Origin of the sequence: Arthrobacter sp. 2762 (genome assembly GCF_040548745.1) — a bacterium.
GTDB lineage: Bacteria > Actinomycetota > Actinomycetes > Actinomycetales > Micrococcaceae > Arthrobacter.
In genome coordinates this window covers 149,470-168,055 of sequence record NZ_JBEPSI010000003.1, presented here as the reverse complement: position 1 = coordinate 168,055, position 18,586 = coordinate 149,470, and the positions used below count along the sequence as shown (strand labels likewise).

General features: G+C 62.5%; 18 protein-coding genes. 1 reads left to right on the top strand and 17 read right to left on the bottom strand.

Going from position 1 to position 18,586, the window contains the following annotated elements; translation table 11 throughout:
• Positions 1 to 5: 5 nt before the first annotated feature.
• The 8 genes from mihF to pyrR form a co-directional block, all read right to left on the bottom strand.
• The gene (gene mihF / locus ABIE18_RS07390; protein WP_216925571.1) at positions 6 to 332 is read right to left on the bottom strand and encodes an integration host factor, actinobacterial type; all 327 of its coding nucleotides are present in this window, start codon (positions 330 to 332) and stop codon (positions 6 to 8) included.
• Between the two features lie 99 nt (positions 333 to 431).
• The gene (pyrF, locus tag ABIE18_RS07385) at positions 432 to 1,316 is read right to left on the bottom strand and encodes an orotidine-5'-phosphate decarboxylase (RefSeq protein ID WP_499722033.1); all 885 of its coding nucleotides are present in this window, start codon (positions 1,314 to 1,316) and stop codon (positions 432 to 434) included.
• The gene (carB, locus tag ABIE18_RS07380; RefSeq protein WP_499722031.1) at positions 1,309 to 4,617 is read right to left on the bottom strand and encodes a carbamoyl-phosphate synthase large subunit; all 3,309 of its coding nucleotides are present in this window, start codon (positions 4,615 to 4,617) and stop codon (positions 1,309 to 1,311) included. The genes pyrF and carB overlap by 8 nt, the downstream gene beginning before the upstream one ends.
• Complete coding sequence (gene carA / locus ABIE18_RS07375) at positions 4,617 to 5,867, bottom strand: glutamine-hydrolyzing carbamoyl-phosphate synthase small subunit (protein ID WP_499722030.1); 1,251 nt, start codon at positions 5,865 to 5,867, stop codon at positions 4,617 to 4,619. The genes carB and carA overlap by 1 nt, the downstream gene beginning before the upstream one ends.
• Positions 5,848 to 6,369 (bottom strand): PH-like domain-containing protein, encoded by a 522-nt coding sequence (locus tag ABIE18_RS07370; protein ID WP_499722028.1) that lies wholly within the window; start codon positions 6,367 to 6,369, stop codon positions 5,848 to 5,850. The genes carA and ABIE18_RS07370 overlap by 20 nt, the downstream gene beginning before the upstream one ends.
• Positions 6,369 to 7,724 carry a dihydroorotase gene (locus ABIE18_RS07365; protein WP_416416026.1) on the bottom strand — a complete coding sequence of 452 codons (1,356 nt, stop codon included), beginning with the start codon at positions 7,722 to 7,724 and terminating at the stop codon, positions 6,369 to 6,371. Before ABIE18_RS07365 ends, ABIE18_RS07370 begins: the two co-directional genes overlap by 1 nt.
• Complete coding sequence (locus ABIE18_RS07360) at positions 7,724 to 8,752, bottom strand: aspartate carbamoyltransferase catalytic subunit (RefSeq protein ID WP_499722027.1); 1,029 nt, start codon at positions 8,750 to 8,752, stop codon at positions 7,724 to 7,726. Before ABIE18_RS07360 ends, ABIE18_RS07365 begins: the two co-directional genes overlap by 1 nt.
• Complete coding sequence (gene pyrR / locus ABIE18_RS07355) at positions 8,749 to 9,333, bottom strand: bifunctional pyr operon transcriptional regulator/uracil phosphoribosyltransferase PyrR (RefSeq protein ID WP_499722025.1); 585 nt, start codon at positions 9,331 to 9,333, stop codon at positions 8,749 to 8,751. Before pyrR ends, ABIE18_RS07360 begins: the two co-directional genes overlap by 4 nt.
• A 155-nt stretch (positions 9,334 to 9,488) precedes the next feature.
• Between pyrR and ABIE18_RS07350 the strand changes: the two genes are divergently transcribed.
• Positions 9,489 to 10,742, top strand: a complete 1,254-nt coding sequence (locus ABIE18_RS07350) for a PrsW family intramembrane metalloprotease (protein ID WP_499722024.1) — start codon at positions 9,489 to 9,491, stop codon at positions 10,740 to 10,742.
• Positions 10,743 to 10,844: 102 nt separating this feature from the next.
• Here the strand turns inward: ABIE18_RS07350 and nusB are convergent, their stop codons facing one another.
• The 9 genes from nusB to ruvX form a co-directional block, all read right to left on the bottom strand.
• Positions 10,845 to 11,255 carry a transcription antitermination factor NusB gene (nusB, locus tag ABIE18_RS07345; RefSeq protein ID WP_216925562.1) on the bottom strand — a complete coding sequence of 137 codons (411 nt, stop codon included), beginning with the start codon at positions 11,253 to 11,255 and terminating at the stop codon, positions 10,845 to 10,847.
• Positions 11,255 to 11,818, bottom strand: coding sequence for an elongation factor P (efp, locus tag ABIE18_RS07340; RefSeq protein WP_011774957.1), 564 nt, complete (start codon positions 11,816 to 11,818; stop codon positions 11,255 to 11,257). Before efp ends, nusB begins: the two co-directional genes overlap by 1 nt.
• A 167-nt stretch (positions 11,819 to 11,985) precedes the next feature.
• Positions 11,986 to 12,507: a tetratricopeptide repeat protein gene (locus tag ABIE18_RS07335; RefSeq protein WP_477515738.1), complete on the bottom strand. Its 522-nt coding sequence runs from the start codon at positions 12,505 to 12,507 to the stop codon at positions 11,986 to 11,988.
• On the bottom strand, positions 12,504 to 13,595 hold the full coding sequence (aroB, locus tag ABIE18_RS07330; RefSeq protein WP_431115381.1) for a 3-dehydroquinate synthase: 1,092 nt from the start codon (positions 13,593 to 13,595) through the stop codon (positions 12,504 to 12,506). The genes ABIE18_RS07335 and aroB overlap by 4 nt, the downstream gene beginning before the upstream one ends.
• A complete protein-coding gene (locus ABIE18_RS07325; RefSeq protein ID WP_431115382.1) occupies positions 13,592 to 14,158 on the bottom strand; it encodes a shikimate kinase in 567 nt (188 codons plus the stop codon). Before ABIE18_RS07325 ends, aroB begins: the two co-directional genes overlap by 4 nt.
• Positions 14,158 to 15,357, bottom strand: coding sequence for a chorismate synthase (gene aroC, locus ABIE18_RS07320; RefSeq protein ID WP_499722022.1), 1,200 nt, complete (start codon positions 15,355 to 15,357; stop codon positions 14,158 to 14,160). Before aroC ends, ABIE18_RS07325 begins: the two co-directional genes overlap by 1 nt.
• Positions 15,358 to 15,383: 26 nt before the next feature.
• On the bottom strand, positions 15,384 to 16,238 hold the full coding sequence (locus ABIE18_RS07315; protein ID WP_499722268.1) for a shikimate dehydrogenase: 855 nt from the start codon (positions 16,236 to 16,238) through the stop codon (positions 15,384 to 15,386).
• Complete coding sequence (mltG, locus tag ABIE18_RS07310) at positions 16,235 to 17,998, bottom strand: endolytic transglycosylase MltG (protein ID WP_499722020.1); 1,764 nt, start codon at positions 17,996 to 17,998, stop codon at positions 16,235 to 16,237. The genes ABIE18_RS07315 and mltG overlap by 4 nt, the downstream gene beginning before the upstream one ends.
• On the bottom strand, positions 17,995 to 18,585 hold the full coding sequence (gene ruvX, locus ABIE18_RS07305) for a Holliday junction resolvase RuvX (protein WP_499722018.1): 591 nt from the start codon (positions 18,583 to 18,585) through the stop codon (positions 17,995 to 17,997). The genes mltG and ruvX overlap by 4 nt, the downstream gene beginning before the upstream one ends.
• Position 18,586: the final 1 nt, after the last annotated feature.

Genomic DNA, 18,586 nt, shown 5'->3' with positions numbered 1-18,586 from the left:
ATGCGTCAAACGCTTTGCTGGGTATCCATAAAATCTACCAGCGCCCGGGCCTGGTGAATTCCCAACCCCCTGATGCGCCGGGATCCGGCAATGCCTATCTCCGCCATGATCCCGGCCGCACGTACAGGTCCTATGCCTGGGAGGGCCTCCAGGAGCTCCACCACCCGCATCCGCGCAATGGCTTCATCCGTGGTGCCTGAAGAGATCAGCTCAGCGATGCTCACTTCACCGCGTTTGAGCCGTTCTTTGGCCGCGGCCCGCACAGCGCGCGCCTTTGCAGCCTTATCCAAAGCATCGGAACGCTCCTGCGGTGTCAGCTCTTTCAGACCCACGGCCAAACCCCTGTCAGATCGGATTTGTGATTCACGTCACGCGAAACTGATCCTGAACCTACCGGCAGGCGGCGGGTTGCGCAATGAGGCGCCAGCGAATCATTCCGCCCGCAGGCCGTCCAGCGTTTCCTGTGTTGCCGCCCGCAACGCAGCGCTCGTTGGACCGGCGGCAAGGATGCCCCGGCTCGACGTAGCCAGCACTGTGGGATAGGCGGCGCCGAAGGTCGAGCGGAGATCCGCGGGCGTAGCACCCTGCGCCCCCAGGCCGGGCGCCAGGATCGCTCCGCGGACCGCGCCAAGGTCAATGTCCAGATCCTCGAGTGCAGAACCGATGGTGGCGCCCACAACAAGTCCCACTGAACCCAGGACACCCGCGTACCGCTGGTTCTCGGCTGCGGCCGCATTGACGATCCCCCGGGCCACGGAATGGCTTCCGCCGACGTGCTGGACAGACTTTCCCTCCGGATTGGATGTCAATGCGAGCACAAAGACTCCCCTGCCATTTTGCGCAGCAAGGTCCAGCGCCGGACGCAAGGATTCGAAGCCCAGGTAGGGACTCAGGGTCACTGAGTCCGCAGCCAGGGCCGAACCGTCCCGCAGCCACGCATCGGCGTAGGCGGCCATGGTGGATCCGATATCACCGCGCTTGGCATCGGCGATACTCAGCACATCCGCATCAGCAGCTGCGGCCAACGTCCGCTCCAGGACAGCCATGCCCGCAGAGCCGTGACGCTCATAAAGTGCCACTTGCGGCTTCACCGCGGCAGCGAGGGAAGCCACGGCCTCCACAACGCTGAGCGAAAAGCGCTCCAGCCCGGCGACGTCGTCGTTCAATCCCCAGTCAGCCAGCAGCTGGGGGTGGGGATCGATTCCAACGCAAAGCGGGCCACGGGCGGCCATTGCGGCAGCCAGCCGGGAGCCAAATGACTCCCGGGCCGGCTGCTGCGCATCGTGGGCCTCGTGCGCACCAACAATGTCAGGCATTGGCGGCGGCCTGGGATTCGCTGAGGTTGGCTGCGTGCTCCTGAAGGCTGGTGACAGACCATTCGTAGGTGCGCAGTGCCTCAATTGCCTGCACGGCTGCGTTGAATTCAGCCACGGTGGTGATGCAGGGAATGCCGATTGATGTTGCCGCGGCACGAAGTTCGTAGCCGTCGCTGCGGGCTTCCCCGCCGGACGGGGTGTTGAAGACCATGTCGATCTCGCCGGCAATGACGAGGTCTGCGATGGTGCCTTCACCTTCGGCGCTGCTGCCCTCGGCCACCTTACGGACCGGAGTCGCCTGGATGCCGTTGCGGCGCAGAACGTCAGCCGTGCCTCCGGTGGAGACGATCTCGAAACCGAGGTCCGAGAGGCGCTTGACGCCCATGATCACCGAGCGCTTATCGCGGTTGGCCACGGAAACGAAGATCTTGCCTTCGGTGGGCAGCGCGTTGTTTGCGGCGGCCTGGCTCTTGGCGAATGCGGTATCGAAGTGCTTGTCGATGCCCATCACTTCACCTGTGGACCGCATTTCCGGGCCGAGCAAGGAGTCGACAACCTTGCCCTCCGGCGTACGGAAGCGGCTGAACGGCAGGACAGCTTCCTTGACAGCGACCGGAGCGTCCAGGGGCAACGTGGAACCGTCACCGGTTTCCGGCAGCATCTTGTAGGCACTGCGCAGTTGGTTGATGGTGACACCGGTGCCGATCAGTGCGGCAGCCTTGGCCATTTGAACGCCAGTTGCCTTGGAAACGAAGGGCACCGTACGCGAAGCACGCGGGTTCGCTTCAAGGACGTACAGGACATCGGAGGCCAGCGCGAACTGGATGTTGATGAGACCACGGACGCCCACACCCTCAGCGATGGCCCGCGTTGCAGTGCGAACGCGCTCGATCACGTTGTTGCCCAGTGTGATCGGAGGAAGGACACAGGCGGAGTCTCCGGAGTGGATACCGGCTTCCTCGATGTGCTCCATGATGCCGCCCAGGTACATGTCCGTGCCGTCGAAGAGGGCGTCGACATCGATTTCGACTGCGTCTTCCAGGAAGCGGTCGATCAGCACGGGGTGGTCCGGCGTGATTTCCGTGGCGTTGGCAATGTAGCGGGAAAGGTTGGCTTCGTCGTAGACGATTTCCATGCCGCGACCGCCCAGGACATAGGACGGACGGACAAGCACGGGATAACCGATCTCGTCAGCGATCTTCTTGGCATCCTCAAAGGAAACGGCCGTGCCGTTCTTCGGGGAGGTCAGGCCTGCCTCGTCCAGGACGCGGGCGAAGGCGCCACGGTGCTCTGCGAGGTCAATTGCCTCAGGCGAGGTGCCCAGGATCGGCACGCCGGCGTCGGCAAGCTGCTGTGCGAGCTTCAGGGGTGTCTGCCCGCCGAGCTGGACGAAGACACCCATGACGCCACCGGTGCGCTCTTCAGCGGCGATGACCTCGAGGACGTCCTCAAGGGTCAGCGGCTCGAAGTAAAGGCGCGTGGAAACGTCATAGTCGGTGGAGACGGTCTCGGGGTTGCAGTTGACCATGACGGTCTCATAGCCGGCCTTGCGCAGCGCCATGGAGGCGTGGACGCAGGAGTAGTCGAACTCGATGCCCTGGCCAATGCGGTTGGGCCCTGAACCAAGGATGATGACGGAGGGCTTGGCGTGCAGGCCTACCTCATCTTCCTCGTCGTAGGACGAGTAGTGGTACGGGGTGTAAGCGGCAAACTCAGCGGCACAGGTGTCCACCGTCTTGTAGACCGGACGGATACCCAAGGCCTGGCGGACGCCGCGGACCACTGCCTCATTGTTGTGCGTCAAGGCACCGATCTGCTCGTCGGAGAAGCCGTGGCGCTTGGCGTTGCGCAGCATTTCCTCTGTGAGGACGCCGGCCTTGCGGATTTCCTGCGCGGTCTCGTTAAGGAGCTGCAGTTGGTCCAGGAACCAAGGATCGATCTTGGTGGCTTCGAAGAGGTCTTCCACCGTGGCGCCACCCAGGAGCGCGCGCTGCACCTGGTGCAGGCGGTCCGTCGTGGGACGCTTGGCCTTCTCGATGAGCTCGGCAACTTCGTACTCCGGCACGGAGCTGAAGTCCAGCTGCGAGCCCTTCTGCTCCAATGAGCGGAGGGCCTTCTGCAGGGCTTCGGTGAAGTTGCGGCCCATGGCCATGGCTTCGCCAACAGACTTCATGGTGGTGGTCAGAGTGTTGTCGGCTGCCGGGAACTTTTCGAAGGCGAAGCGCGGAACCTTGACCACAACGTAGTCCAACGTAGGCTCGAACGACGCCGGCGTCTTCTGGGTGATGTCGTTCGGGATCTCGTCCAGGGTGTAACCAAGGGAGAGCTTGGTGGCGATCTTGGCGATGGCGAAGCCGGTTGCCTTGGAAGCCAGCGCGGAGGAACGGGATACGCGCGGGTTCATCTCGATAACCACTACGCGGCCCGTGGCGGGGTCGATGGCGAACTGGATGTTGCAGCCACCGGTGTCCACGCCGACTTCGCGGATAACGGCGATGGAGACGTCCCGAAGCTTTTGGTACTCGCGGTCCGTGAGGGTCAGTGCCGGAGCAACCGTGATGGAGTCACCGGTGTGGACGCCTACGGGATCGAAGTTTTCGATGGAGCAAACAACAACGACATTGTCGTTCTTGTCGCGCATCATCTCAAGTTCGTATTCCTTCCAACCGAGAATGCTCTCTTCGAGCAGGACCTCGGTGGTGGGGCTGTACTGGAGGCCCTGGCCGACGATGCGGCGGAGATCGTCCTCGTTGTACGCCAGGCCCGAGCCAAGGCCACCCATGGTGAAGGACGGGCGAACGACCATCGGATAGCCGAGGTCTTCGGCCGCAGCGAAGGCCTCGTCCATGGTGTGGATGATGTGGCTGCGGGCCGATTCGGCGCCACAGCGCTCAACGACGCCCTTGAACTTCTCGCGGTCTTCTCCGAGCTCAATGGCAGCAATGTTTGCGCCAATGAGTTCCACGTTGTACTTCTCCAGCACACCGTTCTTGTCCAACGCGATGGCAGTGTTCAGAGCCGTCTGGCCACCCAAGGTGGGCAGGATGGCGTCCGGACGCTCCTTGGCGATGATCTTCTCAACAACCTCGGGCGTGATGGGCTCGACGTAGGTGGCGTCGGCGAACTCCGGGTCCGTCATGATGGTGGCGGGGTTGGAGTTCACGAGGATGACCCGGAGGCCTTCCTCCTTGAGGACGCGGAGAGCCTGGGTACCGGAGTAGTCGAACTCGGCTGCCTGGCCGATGACGATGGGGCCGGAACCGATGACAAGGACGCTCTTGAGATCTGTACGCTTGGGCATTACTTCTTGTCCTCAGTCTTGGATTCGGTGGAGTTGGAGGCGCCGGCGGCGGCCGATTTGGTTTCGGCCATGAGGTCGATAAAGCGGTCAAAGAGGTACGCAGCATCGTGCGGGCCAGCCGCAGCTTCAGGGTGGTACTGGACCGAGAACGCCGGGATGTCCAGGCACGCAAGGCCTTCAACGACGTCGTCATTCAAGGAGACGTGGCTGACTTCTACGCGGCCGTAACGCTCCTCGGGGGCGATCGTGGCACCGTTCAGCGGTGCGTCGACGGCGAAGCCGTGGTTCTGCGAGGTGATTTCAACCTTGCCCGTGCGGCGGTCCATCACCGGCTGGTTGATGCCTCGGTGGCCGTAGCGGAGCTTGTAGGTGCCAAAGCCGAGGGCCCGGCCAAGGATCTGGTTGCCAAAGCAGATGCCGAAGTAGGGCAGTTTCTCGTCCAGCACCGAACGCAGGAGTGAGACCTGGTGGTCTGCGGTAGCGGGGTCACCGGGCCCGTTGGACATGAAGAAGCCGTCCGGGTTGACCGCGTTGACATCCTCCAGGGTGGACGTCGCCGGAAGGACATGCACACGCACGCCGCGTTCCGCGAAACGAACCGGGGTCATGGCCTTGATGCCGAGGTCGACGGCGGCAATGGAGAATCTGGGCTCGCCTTCCCAGCCGTGGTCCTTGGGTTCCACGACGTAAGCCTCGTCAATGGAGACCTCTTCAGCCAGCGCTGCGCCTTCCATCGGGGCGCTTGCCAGCACGGCGTTCAGGAGCTCCTTGTCCGATGCCTGGGCGGCCTCCCCCGAGAAGATGCCTGCGCGCATCGTCTTGTGCTCGCGGAGGTGGCGGGTGATGGCACGGGTATCGACGCCCTGGATGCCCACGATGCCTTGCTCGACGAGTTCATCATCGAGGCTGCGTTCCGAGCGCCAGTTGGAGGGGCGGCGGGCGGCGTCGCGCACAATGTAGCCGGCCACCCAGATGCGGCGGGACTCAGCGTCTTCGTTGTTGACGCCCGTGTTGCCGATGTGGGGTGCAGTCTGCACCACGAGCTGGCGGGCGTAGGAGGGATCGGTGATGGTCTCCTGGTAGCCGGTCATTCCGGTGGCGAAGACGGCCTCACCGAGGGCCGTTCCCTGGGCGCCGTAGCTACGGCCGCGGAACATGCGGCCGTCTTCGAGCACCAATACTGCTGCTGAGGGGGTGGGTGTGGTGGCTGCTTTACTGTCCGTCACTTTATTACTTTCCACTATCGGCATCTGCCTGAGGGGCTGCGGAGATCAATTCTTGGATGGCTTCGAGGAGGAGCTCTTTGTCGGCTGCATGCCTGGTCCGGAATCCGGTATCCAGTTCCTTGCCGCCCAGCTTCCAGCTAATGACCAGAAGTCCGTCTTTTTCCACGAACTTCCCGGCCATGCCGGCTGCTTGGCGGCTGTCAGCCACTGCGGAGCGTGGGATGAACACCGGGGCGGCGCCTGAGCGGTCGAACAAGATGCCTTCAGCATGGATGCTCAGTTCCGCGTTGGTGCGGATTCCAAGGCCCTGCACTGCGATCCGGTCCAGCCAGTCACCTGCCGTGGTGGTGGCAACGTACTGGCCCTCAGCTACGACCGTGGCCGGCGTCAGTTGCTGCGGCACCTCCGGGACGCGTTCGACGTCGGCTTGTCGCCTGAGCCGGTTCCGCCACCCCAGCCAGATCATCATCAGGACGATGATGATCAACGGCACCGTGATGAGCACGGTGAGTGTCTGGTTGTTCATCAGCTACCGCTGACTGCCCCGGCGGCATCCGGGGTTGGGTAGTTTCCGGCGTACCTGTACGGAGTGTTGAGCTTGCCGTTGAGAACGGTGGGGTGGCCCTTGAAGAAGGTTGCGACCACGGATCCGGGCAGCTCTTTGCCCTTGAACGGTGAATTGCGGCCCATGGTGGCCATCTTATGGGGGTCAACCGTCCAGCGCGCAGCCGGGTCCACCAGGATGACGTTGGCGGGCTCGCCTTCCTCCAACGGCCGGCCTTGGTCCGCTACGCGGCCAATAACTGCCGGAGTGAAGGACGTGACCCGGGCGAAGTCTGCCCATGTCATGAGTCCGGTTTCGATCATGGTTTCCTGAACCACGGACAATGCCGTTTCCAGGCCGGTCATGCCCATGGCCGCCTGCGCCCACTCGCATTCCTTGTGCTCGCTGGGGTGCGGGGCGTGGTCCGTGCCGACAACATCGATCGTGCCGTCGGCGAGGCCTTCGCGGAGCGCCTGGACGTCGGCATCCGTACGCAGCGGCGGGTTGACCTTGTACACGGGATCGTAGCTGCGGACCAGTTCGTCAGTGAGGAGCAGGTGGTGGGGCGTGACCTCGGCCGTGACGTTGATCCCCCGGGCTTTGGCCCAGCGGACGATTTCAACAGATCCGGCGGTGGAGACGTGGCAAACGTGGAGGCGGGAACCCACATGCTGCGTGAGCAGGACGTCGCGGGCGATGATGCTTTCCTCTGCCACGGCCGGCCAACCGGCGAGACCCAGCACCGCCGAGACGGCGCCTTCGTTCATCTGTGCCCCGGCGGTAAGGCGGGGTTCCTGCGCGTGCTGGGCAACCACGCCGTCGAACGCTTTGACGTACTCCAGCGCGCGGCGCATCAGCACGGGATCGTGCACGCAGATGCCATCATCGGAGAACATCCGCACCTGGGCGCGGGAATCCGCCATCGCACCCAGTTCCGCAAGTTGTTCACCGGCCAGGCCAACCGTGACAGCGCCAACAGGACGCACGTCCACCCAGCCGGACGCGCGGCCGAGGCTGTGGACCTGTTCGACGACGCCGGCCGTGTCAGCAACGGGGTTGCTGTTGGCCATGGCGTGGACGGCCGTGAAGCCACCCAGGGCTGCGGCACGAGTGCCGGTCTCGACCGTTTCAGCATCTTCGCGCCCGGGTTCGCGCAGGTGCGTGTGGACGTCAACCATGCCGGGGAGGGCAACCAGGCCCGTCCCGTCGATCACTGTGGCGTCGTCGTCGTGCAGATCCTTGCCCCGGGCGGCGATGATGCCGTCGCGGATCAGCAGGTCTTCAGCTTCGCCGCCGAGAATGGCAGCCCCGCGGATCAGGTACGTGTTCTCGGCCATCAGTTGCTCTCCTTGGTGGGCTGGCTTGCAGCGTGGGTGGTCGCTGCCGTTGCGGCAGTTGCTTCGCGGGAATCCCCGGAGAGCAGCAGGTAAAGGGCGGCCATGCGCACTGAAACACCGTTCCGCACCTGTGCAAGCACTGTTGAGCGGGGCGAATCGGCGGCGGCCGAGGAAATTTCCAGGCCACGGTTCATGGGGCCGGGGTGCATGATGATGGTGTCTTTCATGCCAAGGTCATCCAAGGCCCGAAGCCGGGCGTCGTCGAAGCCCCAGCGCCGTGAGTACTCACGGGTAGACGGGAAGAACGAGGCATGCATGCGCTCACCCTGGACTCGCAGCATCATCATCGCGTCGACGCCCGCTTCCAGCGTTTCGTCCAGGTTGTAGCTGACCTTGCAAGGCCAGTGCTCGACGCCGATCGGCAGCAGTGTGGGTGGCGCAACCAACGTGACCTCTGCACCCAGCGTGCGCAACAACCAGACGTTGGACCGCGCCACCCGGGAATGCAGGACATCTCCGACGATCGCCACACGCATCCCTCGAAGGTCCGCCCCGGTGGACTTCGTCCCGTTGAGTTGGGACCAGTGGCGGCGCATCGTGAACGCATCCAACAGCGCCTGCGTGGGGTGTTCGTGGGTGCCATCGCCTGCGTTGATCACTGCGGCGTCGATCCAGTCCGTGGCAGCAAGCCGGTGCGGAGCGCCGGAAGCCCAATGGCGGATGACCACCGCATCCGCGCCCATGGCGGCCAGCGTCTGCGCAGTGTCTTTGAGGGACTCACCCTTGGAAACCGAGGAGCCTTTGGCTGCGAAGTTGATGACATCGGCTGAAAGCCGCTTTGCTGCAGCTTCGAAGGAGATCCGGGTACGGGTGGAGTCCTCGAAGAAGAGGTTCACTACCGTGCGGCCACGGAGGGCAGGGAGCTTCTTGACCTCGCGGTCGCCCACGGCCGACATTTCTTCGGCAGTGTCCAGGACGCGGATGGCGTCGAAAGCGCTGAGGTTCTCAGTGGAGAGGAGGTGCTTCACTGTCCGGCCTCGATTACTACTTCGTTGACCGGAACGCCGTCCACGGAGTCGATTTCCTCAAGGTGGACGCGGACCTTCTCCGCGGAGGAAGTTGGCAGGTTCTTGCCTACATGGTCCGCACGGATGGGAAGCTCACGGTGCCCCCTGTCCACCAGGACTGCCAGGCGGACAATCCTGGGACGGCCAAGGTCCACCAAGGCGTCAAGCGCTGCCCTGATGGTGCGGCCGGAATACAGGACGTCGTCGATGAGGACAACAACCTTGTTGTCAATGCCGGACAGTGGCAAGCGCGTGTGGTGGGGCGGCCTGGTGGGCTGGTGTGAAAGATCGTCGCGGAACATGGTGACGTCGAGTTGCCCGACGATCGTTTCCGCGTTGACGCTGGGGTCAGCCGCAGCGATCTTGTTGGCGAGCCGCACGGCCAACGGATAACCGCGGCTGGGAATGCCCAAAAGAACCAGATCCTGGGAACCTTTGTTGGCTTCGAGGATCTCATGGGCGATACGAGTCAGCGCGCGATCGATGTCCGCTTGGTTGAGAACAACCCGCGACGGAACCTGCGCTGAAGTGACTTCAGTCATTCGCTCGTCTCCCCTTTCCCCGCCTCACGGGACGGAATTAAAAAAGGAATATTTGCCCTCCAAAACTACCACAGCGGAAACTGGCACCCCTCACCGGGCCGTCAACGAGGCGTGAGTTAAAGCTCACATCCGGCCCGTGCAATAGGCTCTAGGCCATGAGCAGCGACCATCCTGGGCACCCCGGCGGACACCAACCCTACCCGCGGCCCTACCTGGAACCGGCAGCCAATCCGACGTGGATCGGACGCGTACAGCCCGGAAACTACCAACCAGCCCCCGGGAATCCCGGGAACCTTCCCCAACGGACGTGGGCGGCTCCGCCGGCATCCCGGGGACGCCGGTCGCCGAGCACACTCCCCCTGCTCGTGGCGGGCGCGATATTGGTCTTCGGCAGCCTTCTCCTGGTGGTTCCCTTCCTTCTGGGCAATACAGGAATCGCAGGCTTCGTGATCGGGTTCATCGCCTCCCTGATCCCGTTGTCGGTGGTGCTGCTGACCGTACGGCTCATTGACCGTTGGGAGCCGGAACCGAACAGGCTGCTCTTGTTCGCTTTCACGTGGGGAGCCGCAGTCTCGATTGCCGGAACCCTGTTGATCCAGCCCCTCTTCGCCTTGGCAGCTCCTACCACCAGCGAAGAAGCATTCACTTATTTCATGGCCACGGTCCAGGCTCCCATCGTGGAGGAATTCACCAAATCGCTTGGCCTGTTGCTTCTCATCCTTGGCGCCCGGAAGTATTTCGATGGTCCCGTGGATGGTGTGGTCTTTGCCTTTACCATCGCCGCCGGCTTCGCCTTCACCGAGAACATCCTCTACTTCGGTCGTGAGATCGCCTCCTCATCGGAGCCCGGCACGGACCTTGTCCGCATCTTCATCCTTCGCGGCGTCATGTCACCCTTCGCTCACGCCATTTTCACGGGGACAACCGGCCTGATCATGGGATTCGCCGCCCGTCGATGGCATTCCGGCTACGCAGTGCTGGCCTTTGTCATCGGCCTCCTGCCGGCCATGTTCCTGCACAACCGGTGGAACAGCATGGGCCAGGACTTCCTGCTGGACTACTTCGTGGTGCAGGTGCCGATCTTCCTGATTGCAGCCCTCGGCATCATTTTCCTGCGCGTGGCCGAAGGCAAACTCACGCGCCAGCGGCTGCTCGAATATGCCCGGGCCGGATGGTTCACGCCAGCCGAAGTTGAAATGCTGGCAACGTCCCAAGGAAGGCGACAGGCGGTTCGCTGGGCAGCCTCGCGTGGCCGTGCCGCGCAGATGCGGGCATTCATCAAGGGTGCCACGGCCTTGGCGTTCACGCGCCAACGCATCCTCAGCGGCCGCGATGTGCCGGTTCATCAGCAGGATGAACTTGACCATCTTCGCGCGATTCCAGGACTCCGGGCGGCAGTGCTGCACTAGGAGTTTGAGCGGGCTTGGAACATGTGGGCTTAAGAGAGAAGGACCCGCATCCTGCATGGATGCGGGTCCTTTCAGGCCTGATGGGGACTTGGCCCTGCCCAGTTACGCGAGCAGAGACGGCTTGAGCTTCTGGAGCCGGCCAAGCAAGCCGTTGATGAAGGCCGGTGATTCGTCCGTGGACATCGTCTTGGCGAGGGCCACAGCTTCGCTGACTGCCACTCCGTCAGGGACTTCGTCGTTGTACAGGAGCTCCCAGGCACCAATGCGGAGGATGATGCGGTCTACCGAAGGCATCCGCTCCAGCGTCCAGCCCTGGGCATAGGTCTGCAGGAACTCATCGATAGTTGGCTGCATGGAGACGACACCCTCAACGATTTCCATCGTGTAAGGGTTAATGACGAGATCCGTCTTCTCCCGACGCGCCTTGAGCGCGTCAAAAGCCGAAACGGAACGCTGCTCCGCCTCGAAAAGTACTTCAAGTGCCCTGCTACGGGCTTTACCGCGTGCGCTCACTAGTCGTTGACCCGGCCCAGGTAGCTGCCGTCGCGGGTATCAACCTTGACCTTGGTGCCCTGCTCCACGAACAGCGGAACCTGGATTTCGTAGCCGGTTTCCACGGTTGCCGGCTTGGTGCCTGCCGAGGAGCGATCGCCCTGGAGGCCAGGCTCGGTGTAGGTGATTTCGAGAACGACGCTCGGCGGCAGCTCGATGTACAACGGCGTGCCTTCGTGGATGGCGATGTTAACCATCTGGTTCTCGAGCATGAAGTTTGTGGCGTCGCCGACCGTAGCGCCGGAAACGGTGATTTGGTCGTAGTCCTGGGTGTCCATGAAGACGAAGTCTTCGCCATCCTGGTACAAGTACTGGTAGTCACGGCGGTCAACCGTAGCGGTCTCGATCTTCAGGCCGGCGTTGAAGGTCTTGTCAACCACCTTGCCGGACATGACATTGCGCATCTTGGTGCGAACGAAAGCGCCACCCTTGCCCGGCTTGACGTGCTGGAACTCAATGATGTTCCAGAGCTGGCCCTCGAGCTTCAGTACGGTTCCGTTCTTGATGTCGTTTGTGGTTGCCACTCGTATCCTCTGGTTTCTCTCACTGGTTCTAGCTACGGTTTCTAGCTTCCAGCCGGGTATGCCAGCCAGCATGCCAAAAGGCGTGCCAGCGCGTATTTATCAAAAATCCAAGAACCATTCTACCGGCAAATGGGAAGGGGCTTGGCTTCGGGTGGTTCCAGCGTGGATCAGGACGCGAGTTCCAGTACGTCCCTGGCCCGCTGGAGGGCCACCGCGGAGGAGTAGATCAGTGCGGCATCGGCAGCTTTCGCAACCCTCAGGTCCAGTGCCTTGGCAAACTCCTCGGATGCTGCCAGGGCATTTCCGCTCACGAAATAGGCCCTGCCCAAATACTGGTGGACGATCGCTTCCTTGGAGGTACCTTGGACTTCCTGCAGCAGCTGGCGGAACAGTTGGATGGCACGATCCAGACGATTGGTGGCCCGGTGGACTTCAGCTTCAAAAATCCGCAACCGGAAGGATTCGGGGTCCTTGTAGCGGGCTTCGGCGAGCAATTCCGCCGCTTCCTTGGGCTGGTTTTCCAGCAGCAGCGCCATGATGCGGTCGGCAGGGTCTTCCGAAGCGGCCAAGGCAGATTCCAGTGCGTCTTCGTTGACGATAACGGGCAGCAACGTATCGGGGTTCGTGCGGACACCCGGGAATCCGCCGGTTGGCCAGTCGCTGACGCCTTCTCTGAGGACGGTCATCATGAAGCAATCTCCTGGTAGGCGGCAAACAACAGGGACGTGTCGGGGACGTCCAGAATGCCGGGCTTGGCTACGCCATCCAGGACAACAAAGCGCAGGAGGTCCCCACGGGACTTCTTGTCCCGGCGCATGCCATCCAGGAGGCCTTGCCAGCGGTCCTTGCGGTAGGTGATGGGCAATCCAAGGCTCTCAAGGATGGTGCGGTGCCGATCGGCGTCGGCGTCGGAGAGTCGTCCAACGCTTCGCGCCAGTTCAGCAGCGAACATCATGCCTACCGAAACGGCCGCACCATGGCGCCAGGAGTACCGTTCCACGAGTTCAATGGCATGGCCCAGGGTATGTCCGTAGTTCAGGATTTCGCGCAGCCCGGATTCCTTGAGGTCCTGGGAGACGACGTTGGCTTTAACCGCAATGGCACGCTCGATGAGTTCACGGACGACGTCCGATTCCGGGTCCATCACTGCGTCCGTGTTCTTTTCAACGAGGTCAAGGATCACGGGATCGGCGATAAAGCCGCACTTGATGACCTCTGCCATTCCGGAAATCAGCTCATTCCTGGGCAAAGTCTTGAGCGTGTCCAGATCCGCCAGTACAGCCGCAGGAGGATGGAACGATCCCACCAGGTTCTTGCCTTCGGCAGTGTTGATACCTGTTTTGCCGCCAACTGAGGCATCCACCATACCCAGCAGGCTGGTGGGCATGTGAATGACTTTGACTCCGCGCAGCCACGTGGCAGCAACGAATCCGGCGAGGTCGGTCACGGCGCCGCCACCGACGGCAACAATAGCGTCCGAGCGCGTGAAGTCGTTCTGTCCCAGTACCTGCCAGCAGAAAGCGGCAACCTGTATGTGCTTGCCTTCTTCGGCATCCGGGATCTCGGCTGTCAGTGCCGTGAAGCCGGCGGCTTCGAGCTCATCGCGGACGGTGTCCCCGGTCAGGCGAAGGGCGCGCGGGTGAATGACAAGCACTCGTCGAACACGCTCGCCAAGTTTGGCGGGAAGGGATTGCAGGAGGCCACGGCCCACCACGACGTCGTAGTTCTCCGCGGTTGATTGGCCGGTCACCTTGATGACAGTTGCTTCGTTGCTCACTTTTCAACTTCCTCTTTCAAGGCTGCATGCTGGCGCAGCCGCTCCTCCAACTGGAGGCCGATTTCAGCCACGGATCCCGAACGGACGTCCAGGACGATATCTGCAAGACGCTCATAGACCGGACGCCTGGTGGCAAACAGGGCCTCCCATCGGGACATAGCGTCGCCCTGCAGCAAAGGCCTTCCGGTGTTTCGCGCGATCCGGTCCGCAACAGTCGAGGCATCGCATTCCAGGTAAACCACGGTGCACTCCCCCAGCAATTGCTGGGTTCCCGAGTCCAGGACGGCTCCGCCACCCAGCGAAATCACCGCTGGTTGTTGCTTGGCGCCCTCGATGGCCTTCGCCACCGCCCGGGCTTCAATTTCCCGGAACGCGTGTTCTCCCCGACCAGCGAAAATGTCAGCAATGCTGCCGTGCGCTGCGACCACCACGGCGTCGGTGTCCACGAAGGGAACGCCGAGCTGCTGCGCAAGTTGCTGGCCGATCGCAGACTTGCCAACTGCCATGGGGCCCACCAGGACAACGGGACGGCCAGCGCAGCCGTCCTGGGTAGCGCGGCCCACTACCGGCCGACCGAGTCCAGGGTTGCCGGAATGTTATCCAGGTAGCTCCGCAGGTTACGCGTGGTCTCGGCAACAGAGTCACCGCCGAATTTCTCGGCAATGGCTTCTGCGAGGACAAGGGCCACCATGGCCTCCGCCACAACGCCCGCTGCCGGAACTGCGCAGACGTCCGAACGCTGGTGGTGCGCCTTGGCGGGCTCCCCGGTGCTGACATCAATGGTGCGCAGCGCGCGGGGAACTGTGGCAATGGGCTTCATGGCGGCACGGACGCGAAGAACTTCGCCGATGCTCATGCCACCCTCGATGCCGCCGGCACGGTTGGTCTGACGAATAATTTTGCCGTTCTCATCCTTGAGGATTTCGTCGTGCGCTGCAGAACCACGGCGGGCAGCGGTGAGGAACCCGTCACCGACCTCCACGCCCTTGATGGCCTGAATACCCATCAGCGCTGCGGCAAGGCGGGAATCGAGGCGGCGGTCCCAATGGACGTAACTGCCCAATCCAGGGGGAAGTCCATAGGCAAGGACCTCAACCACGCCTCCAAGGGTCTCGCCTTCCTTGTGGGCGGCATCCACCTCGGCCACCATGGCATCCGAAGTTTCGCGGTCGAAGCAGCGCAGGGGATCTGCGTCAAGGGCTATGACGTCCTTGGGCAAAGGCAACGCCTTGCCCTCGGGTACAGTGACGCTGGCGATGGAAACGGTGTGGCTGACCAATTCCACGCCCAGCTGCTTAAGGAACTGGGCGGCAACGGTACCGAGAGCAACACGGGTGGCGGTTTCACGCGCACTTGCGCGCTCAAGCACCGGACGGGCTTCGTCAAAGCCGTACTTCTGCATCCCGGTGAAATCGGCGTGCCCAGGGCGCGGGCGGGTCAGCGGGGCGTTCCGGGCTTGGTCGGCAAGGACTTCAGGGTCCACTGGATCAGCAGACATAATCTGCTCCCATTTTGGCCATTCGGTGTTGCCCACCTGAATGGCAACCGGACCACCCTGGGTGATGCCGTGACGCACGCCACCGAGGATCGTGACTTCATCCTGCTCAAACTTCATGCGGGCGCCACGTCCGTAGCCCAGGCGACGACGCGCCAAAGCATCACGGATTTGCCCGCTGGTGAGCTCAACACCGGCAGGCACGCCTTCAACAATTCCGATCAGAGCCGGACCATGGGATTCACCGGCAGTCAACCAACGCAACATATAACCAATCCTGCCATGTAAGGCCTCTAGAACACTCGCCGGGGAAGCCCAACTGAGTCGCACATCACATCTATGACGGAGGCGTCAACGTCACAGCCACTGAACTGCCGGATCTGCTCCGCCGCTTGGTACATCAGCATTTCAAGTCCGGGAACCACCGTTCCCCCATGGCCGTGCCAAACCTCGGCGAGGCGGCTCGGCCAAGGGTCATAAGCGACGTCCAGCAAAACCCCCGCCCCTGTTCCTGGCAGGGCAGCGAGTTCCTCCGCAAGCGCATCGGCCGCGCGCGGAGGAAAGGTGGAGATGACCAGCCCGGATCCGGCCACTGCTGTAGCCGCCTCACTGAGGGGGCGGAGCCGCAGGGAAATTCCGACGGCGGCCGCGGCGGCTTGCGCGTCGACGGCACGTGTTGTGTCCCGAACGAAAACGTCGACGTGTTCAGCTCCGAGCTCGTGGATGGCAGCGATCGCGGCAGCTGAGGTACCCCCACCGCCAAGAACAGCGGCATGCTGTGCAGAAGCAATTCCTGCGTAACGTACTGCCTCCACGATGCCCTTGACATCGGTGTTGTAGCCGACGCGGCGGACCGATCCGCCGTCGTTCTCGAAGACGACCGTGTTGATAACACCCAAGTGGGCGCCAGCGCCACGAACCTCATCGACTTCCCTGACCATGGCCGACTTCAACGGCATGGTTACCGAAAGCCCACACCACGACCCATCCCCGCGAAGGGAGTCCATGAACGCCGGAAGCCTATCCACTGTCAGGTCGATGGCCGAGTATTCGATGTCCACGCCGAGCTTGGCATAGGCAGCAGTGTGCATCGCCGGGGACTTCGAATGTGAGATCGGGTGCCCGAGGACCGCGGCGCGACGACTCACACGCACCGTCCGGCGTTGGCCTGGCACCATGCGTTGTACTGCTCAACGTAAGTGCTGTGTTCGGCCAGTGTCTTGGAGAACTTGGTCTCCTTGGTGTCCAGGTTGATGGTCACCCAGTACAGGTAATCATTTTGCGTCGGTTTGGCCGCCGCATCGATCGCCGTCTTGCCTGGGGAACCAATCGGACCGGCGGGCAGCCCTGGGTTTGCATAGGTGTTGTAGGTGTTGGACTTGTCAGCCTTCTCTTCGTCCGTGAGGTGGAAGGACTTCTTGCCCAGACCATAGGTGACTGTGGCGTCTGACTGGATGAGGCCGTTGGTCTCGGTGTTGTTGGGCTTGAGCCGGTTATAAATCGCGCCGGCGACATTTCCGTAGTCGGCCTGGCCGCCCTCCGCCTGGACGATGCTGGCGATGGTTACGGTGTCGTACTGCTTGGCCGGATCCGTAATTCCTTGGGCCTTGAGCTCGTCAAGGGTGCTGGAGACCAGCTTCTGGATGATGTCCTTACCCGATGTGCCCAGCGGGAACCGGTACTCTCCGGGAGCGAGGAAGCCCTCCAGGTTCTTGGCCTTCGCAGGCACCCCGAATTGTCCGGGGGCCTGGTTGAAGCCATTGAGCTGGGCCATGGGAATGCCGGAGCCCTTGGAGATTGCCTCCAACGACTCGTTGATCCGGAGACCTGCACTCAAGGCGAAGTAGATCACCTTGGAAGCGTCTTTGTTGGCGAGGACCGCAACGGCGTCGGAGTTTTTCATCTCGGTACGGAAGGTGAATTCCCCGGGCGAGAGTTCACCGCCCTCGCTCACGAATTCCTTGACGAAGGAATCAGCGTCTGCCACGACGTGGTTTTCCACCAGGGCGGTTGCCACAGCCTTGGGGCCGGCCCCTTCCGGCACTGTAATGCTGACGGAGCCCGTGCCGGGACCGGGGTAATCGGTGACTTTGTCCATGCCAAGGAGGGGCTTGAGGAATTGCGCCCCGATCGCGATGGCGGCAACAAAGACACCCAGCGTAATCAGCAACGCAAGGATGCGACGGCGACGTCGCGCCTTCTTGGCCGCGGCTTTGGACGCCGCCGTAACTTCTACTGGAGCGATGAGGTGGTGGTGCTCGTCATGTAGCTCTTCATGAAGGTCTTCATGGAGCTCCATGTGCCCTTCATGGGCCTCGTAATCGTATTCGGGCGCATGTTCTGCAAATGCATGATCGTCAACGTGGACAGAGCCTTCGTGGACGGAGCCTTCGTGGACACCGTAATGGTGGGCCTCGTTGGCATGACCGGCGTAGACATGTGCAACGGCTGGTACCGGAAGGGCATCGCCATGGTGCTCCTCTTCCGAAAGCACAGGATCCACGTGTTCACTGGCATCCACGTGTTCACTGGGAGCCGGCGTCGCAACGGGCGGTAATGCCTCCGGAACGCGCGGAGTTACGATCGCCCGCGCGGGTTCAGGCGCAACGGGTTCAGGCGCAACGGGTTCCGGCGCAACCGGTGCAGGCGCAACCGGTGCAGGCGCAACGGGTTCCGGCGCAACCGGTGCAGGCGCAGCAGCTGGCTTGGGAACTGCGGGAATCGGGCGGGGCAGTTCAGGCTCAACGTCAGCCGAAGGCGCTGCTTCCCCCGGCGTCGCTTCAGGAACGGGCACGACGTTCTGGTTCTGCGTGGCGAGGAATCGTTCCCGCGCCCGCAGTTCCTTGCGGGTCAGCGGCATGCCGCCGCCGGCGGTTCCGCTGGAGGGGTCGTTGTTGACCGGGCTCACAGTTGCAGTCCCCTCGTAGAAGAATCTGGTTCAGGGCCGGAGGAAGCCTGCAGCGTTGGGGCACTGCTGGATGTATCAGACTGCGCCGGTGCATTTACGCGGCGGCCAACGTCCGTTCCTCTGGCTTTTTGCATGTCGATCGCGTGCTGAAGTATTCCAGCAGCGGCAACCTGATCAACCACTTTACGGTGGTTCTTGCTGCTCATGCCAGCTTCGTGCAGGTTGCGGTGCGCCGTAACAGTGGAAAGACGCTCGTCCACGAGGTTCACGGGAACGTCCAAACCGGCTCGGGCAAGCTCGCCCACCAGCAGTTCGGCGTACTCCGTTGCCATCTGCGCGGAGCTTCGTTCCTCGCCCTTCATGGTCTTTGGAAGGCCCACGAAAATCTGCACGGCCCGCATCTCCGCAGCCTGTTTAACCACCACGCGAACATCGGAGTTCTTCTTGGCGTCGCGGCCCACTGTCTTGAAGGGCGTGGCCAGGATTTCGTCGGGGTCGCAAATGGCCAGCCCAACCCTGACGGTGCCGACGTCTACCCCCAGCTTGATGCCTTGGGGGTAGACGCCGCTGTTCGTACTGGAATTCACC

Coding starts and splice junctions, on each gene's coding strand:
- pyrF (WP_499722033.1), bottom strand. CDS start 1,316: ATGCCTGACATTGTTGGTGCGCACGAGGCCCACGATGCGCAGCAGCCG.
- carB (WP_499722031.1), bottom strand. CDS start 4,617: ATGCCCAAGCGTACAGATCTCAAGAGCGTCCTTGTCATCGGTTCCGGC.
- carA (WP_499722030.1), bottom strand. CDS start 5,867: ATGCCGATAGTGGAAAGTAATAAAGTGACGGACAGTAAAGCAGCCACC.
- ABIE18_RS07370 (WP_499722028.1), bottom strand. CDS start 6,369: ATGAACAACCAGACACTCACCGTGCTCATCACGGTGCCGTTGATCATC.
- ABIE18_RS07365 (WP_416416026.1), bottom strand. CDS start 7,724: ATGGCCGAGAACACGTACCTGATCCGCGGGGCTGCCATTCTCGGCGGC.
- pyrR (WP_499722025.1), bottom strand. CDS start 9,333: ATGACTGAAGTCACTTCAGCGCAGGTTCCGTCGCGGGTTGTTCTCAAC.
- ABIE18_RS07350 (WP_499722024.1), top strand. CDS start 9,489: ATGAGCAGCGACCATCCTGGGCACCCCGGCGGACACCAACCCTACCCG.
- ABIE18_RS07335 (WP_477515738.1), bottom strand. CDS start 12,507: ATGATGACCGTCCTCAGAGAAGGCGTCAGCGACTGGCCAACCGGCGGA.
- aroC (WP_499722022.1), bottom strand. CDS start 15,357: ATGTTGCGTTGGTTGACTGCCGGTGAATCCCATGGTCCGGCTCTGATC.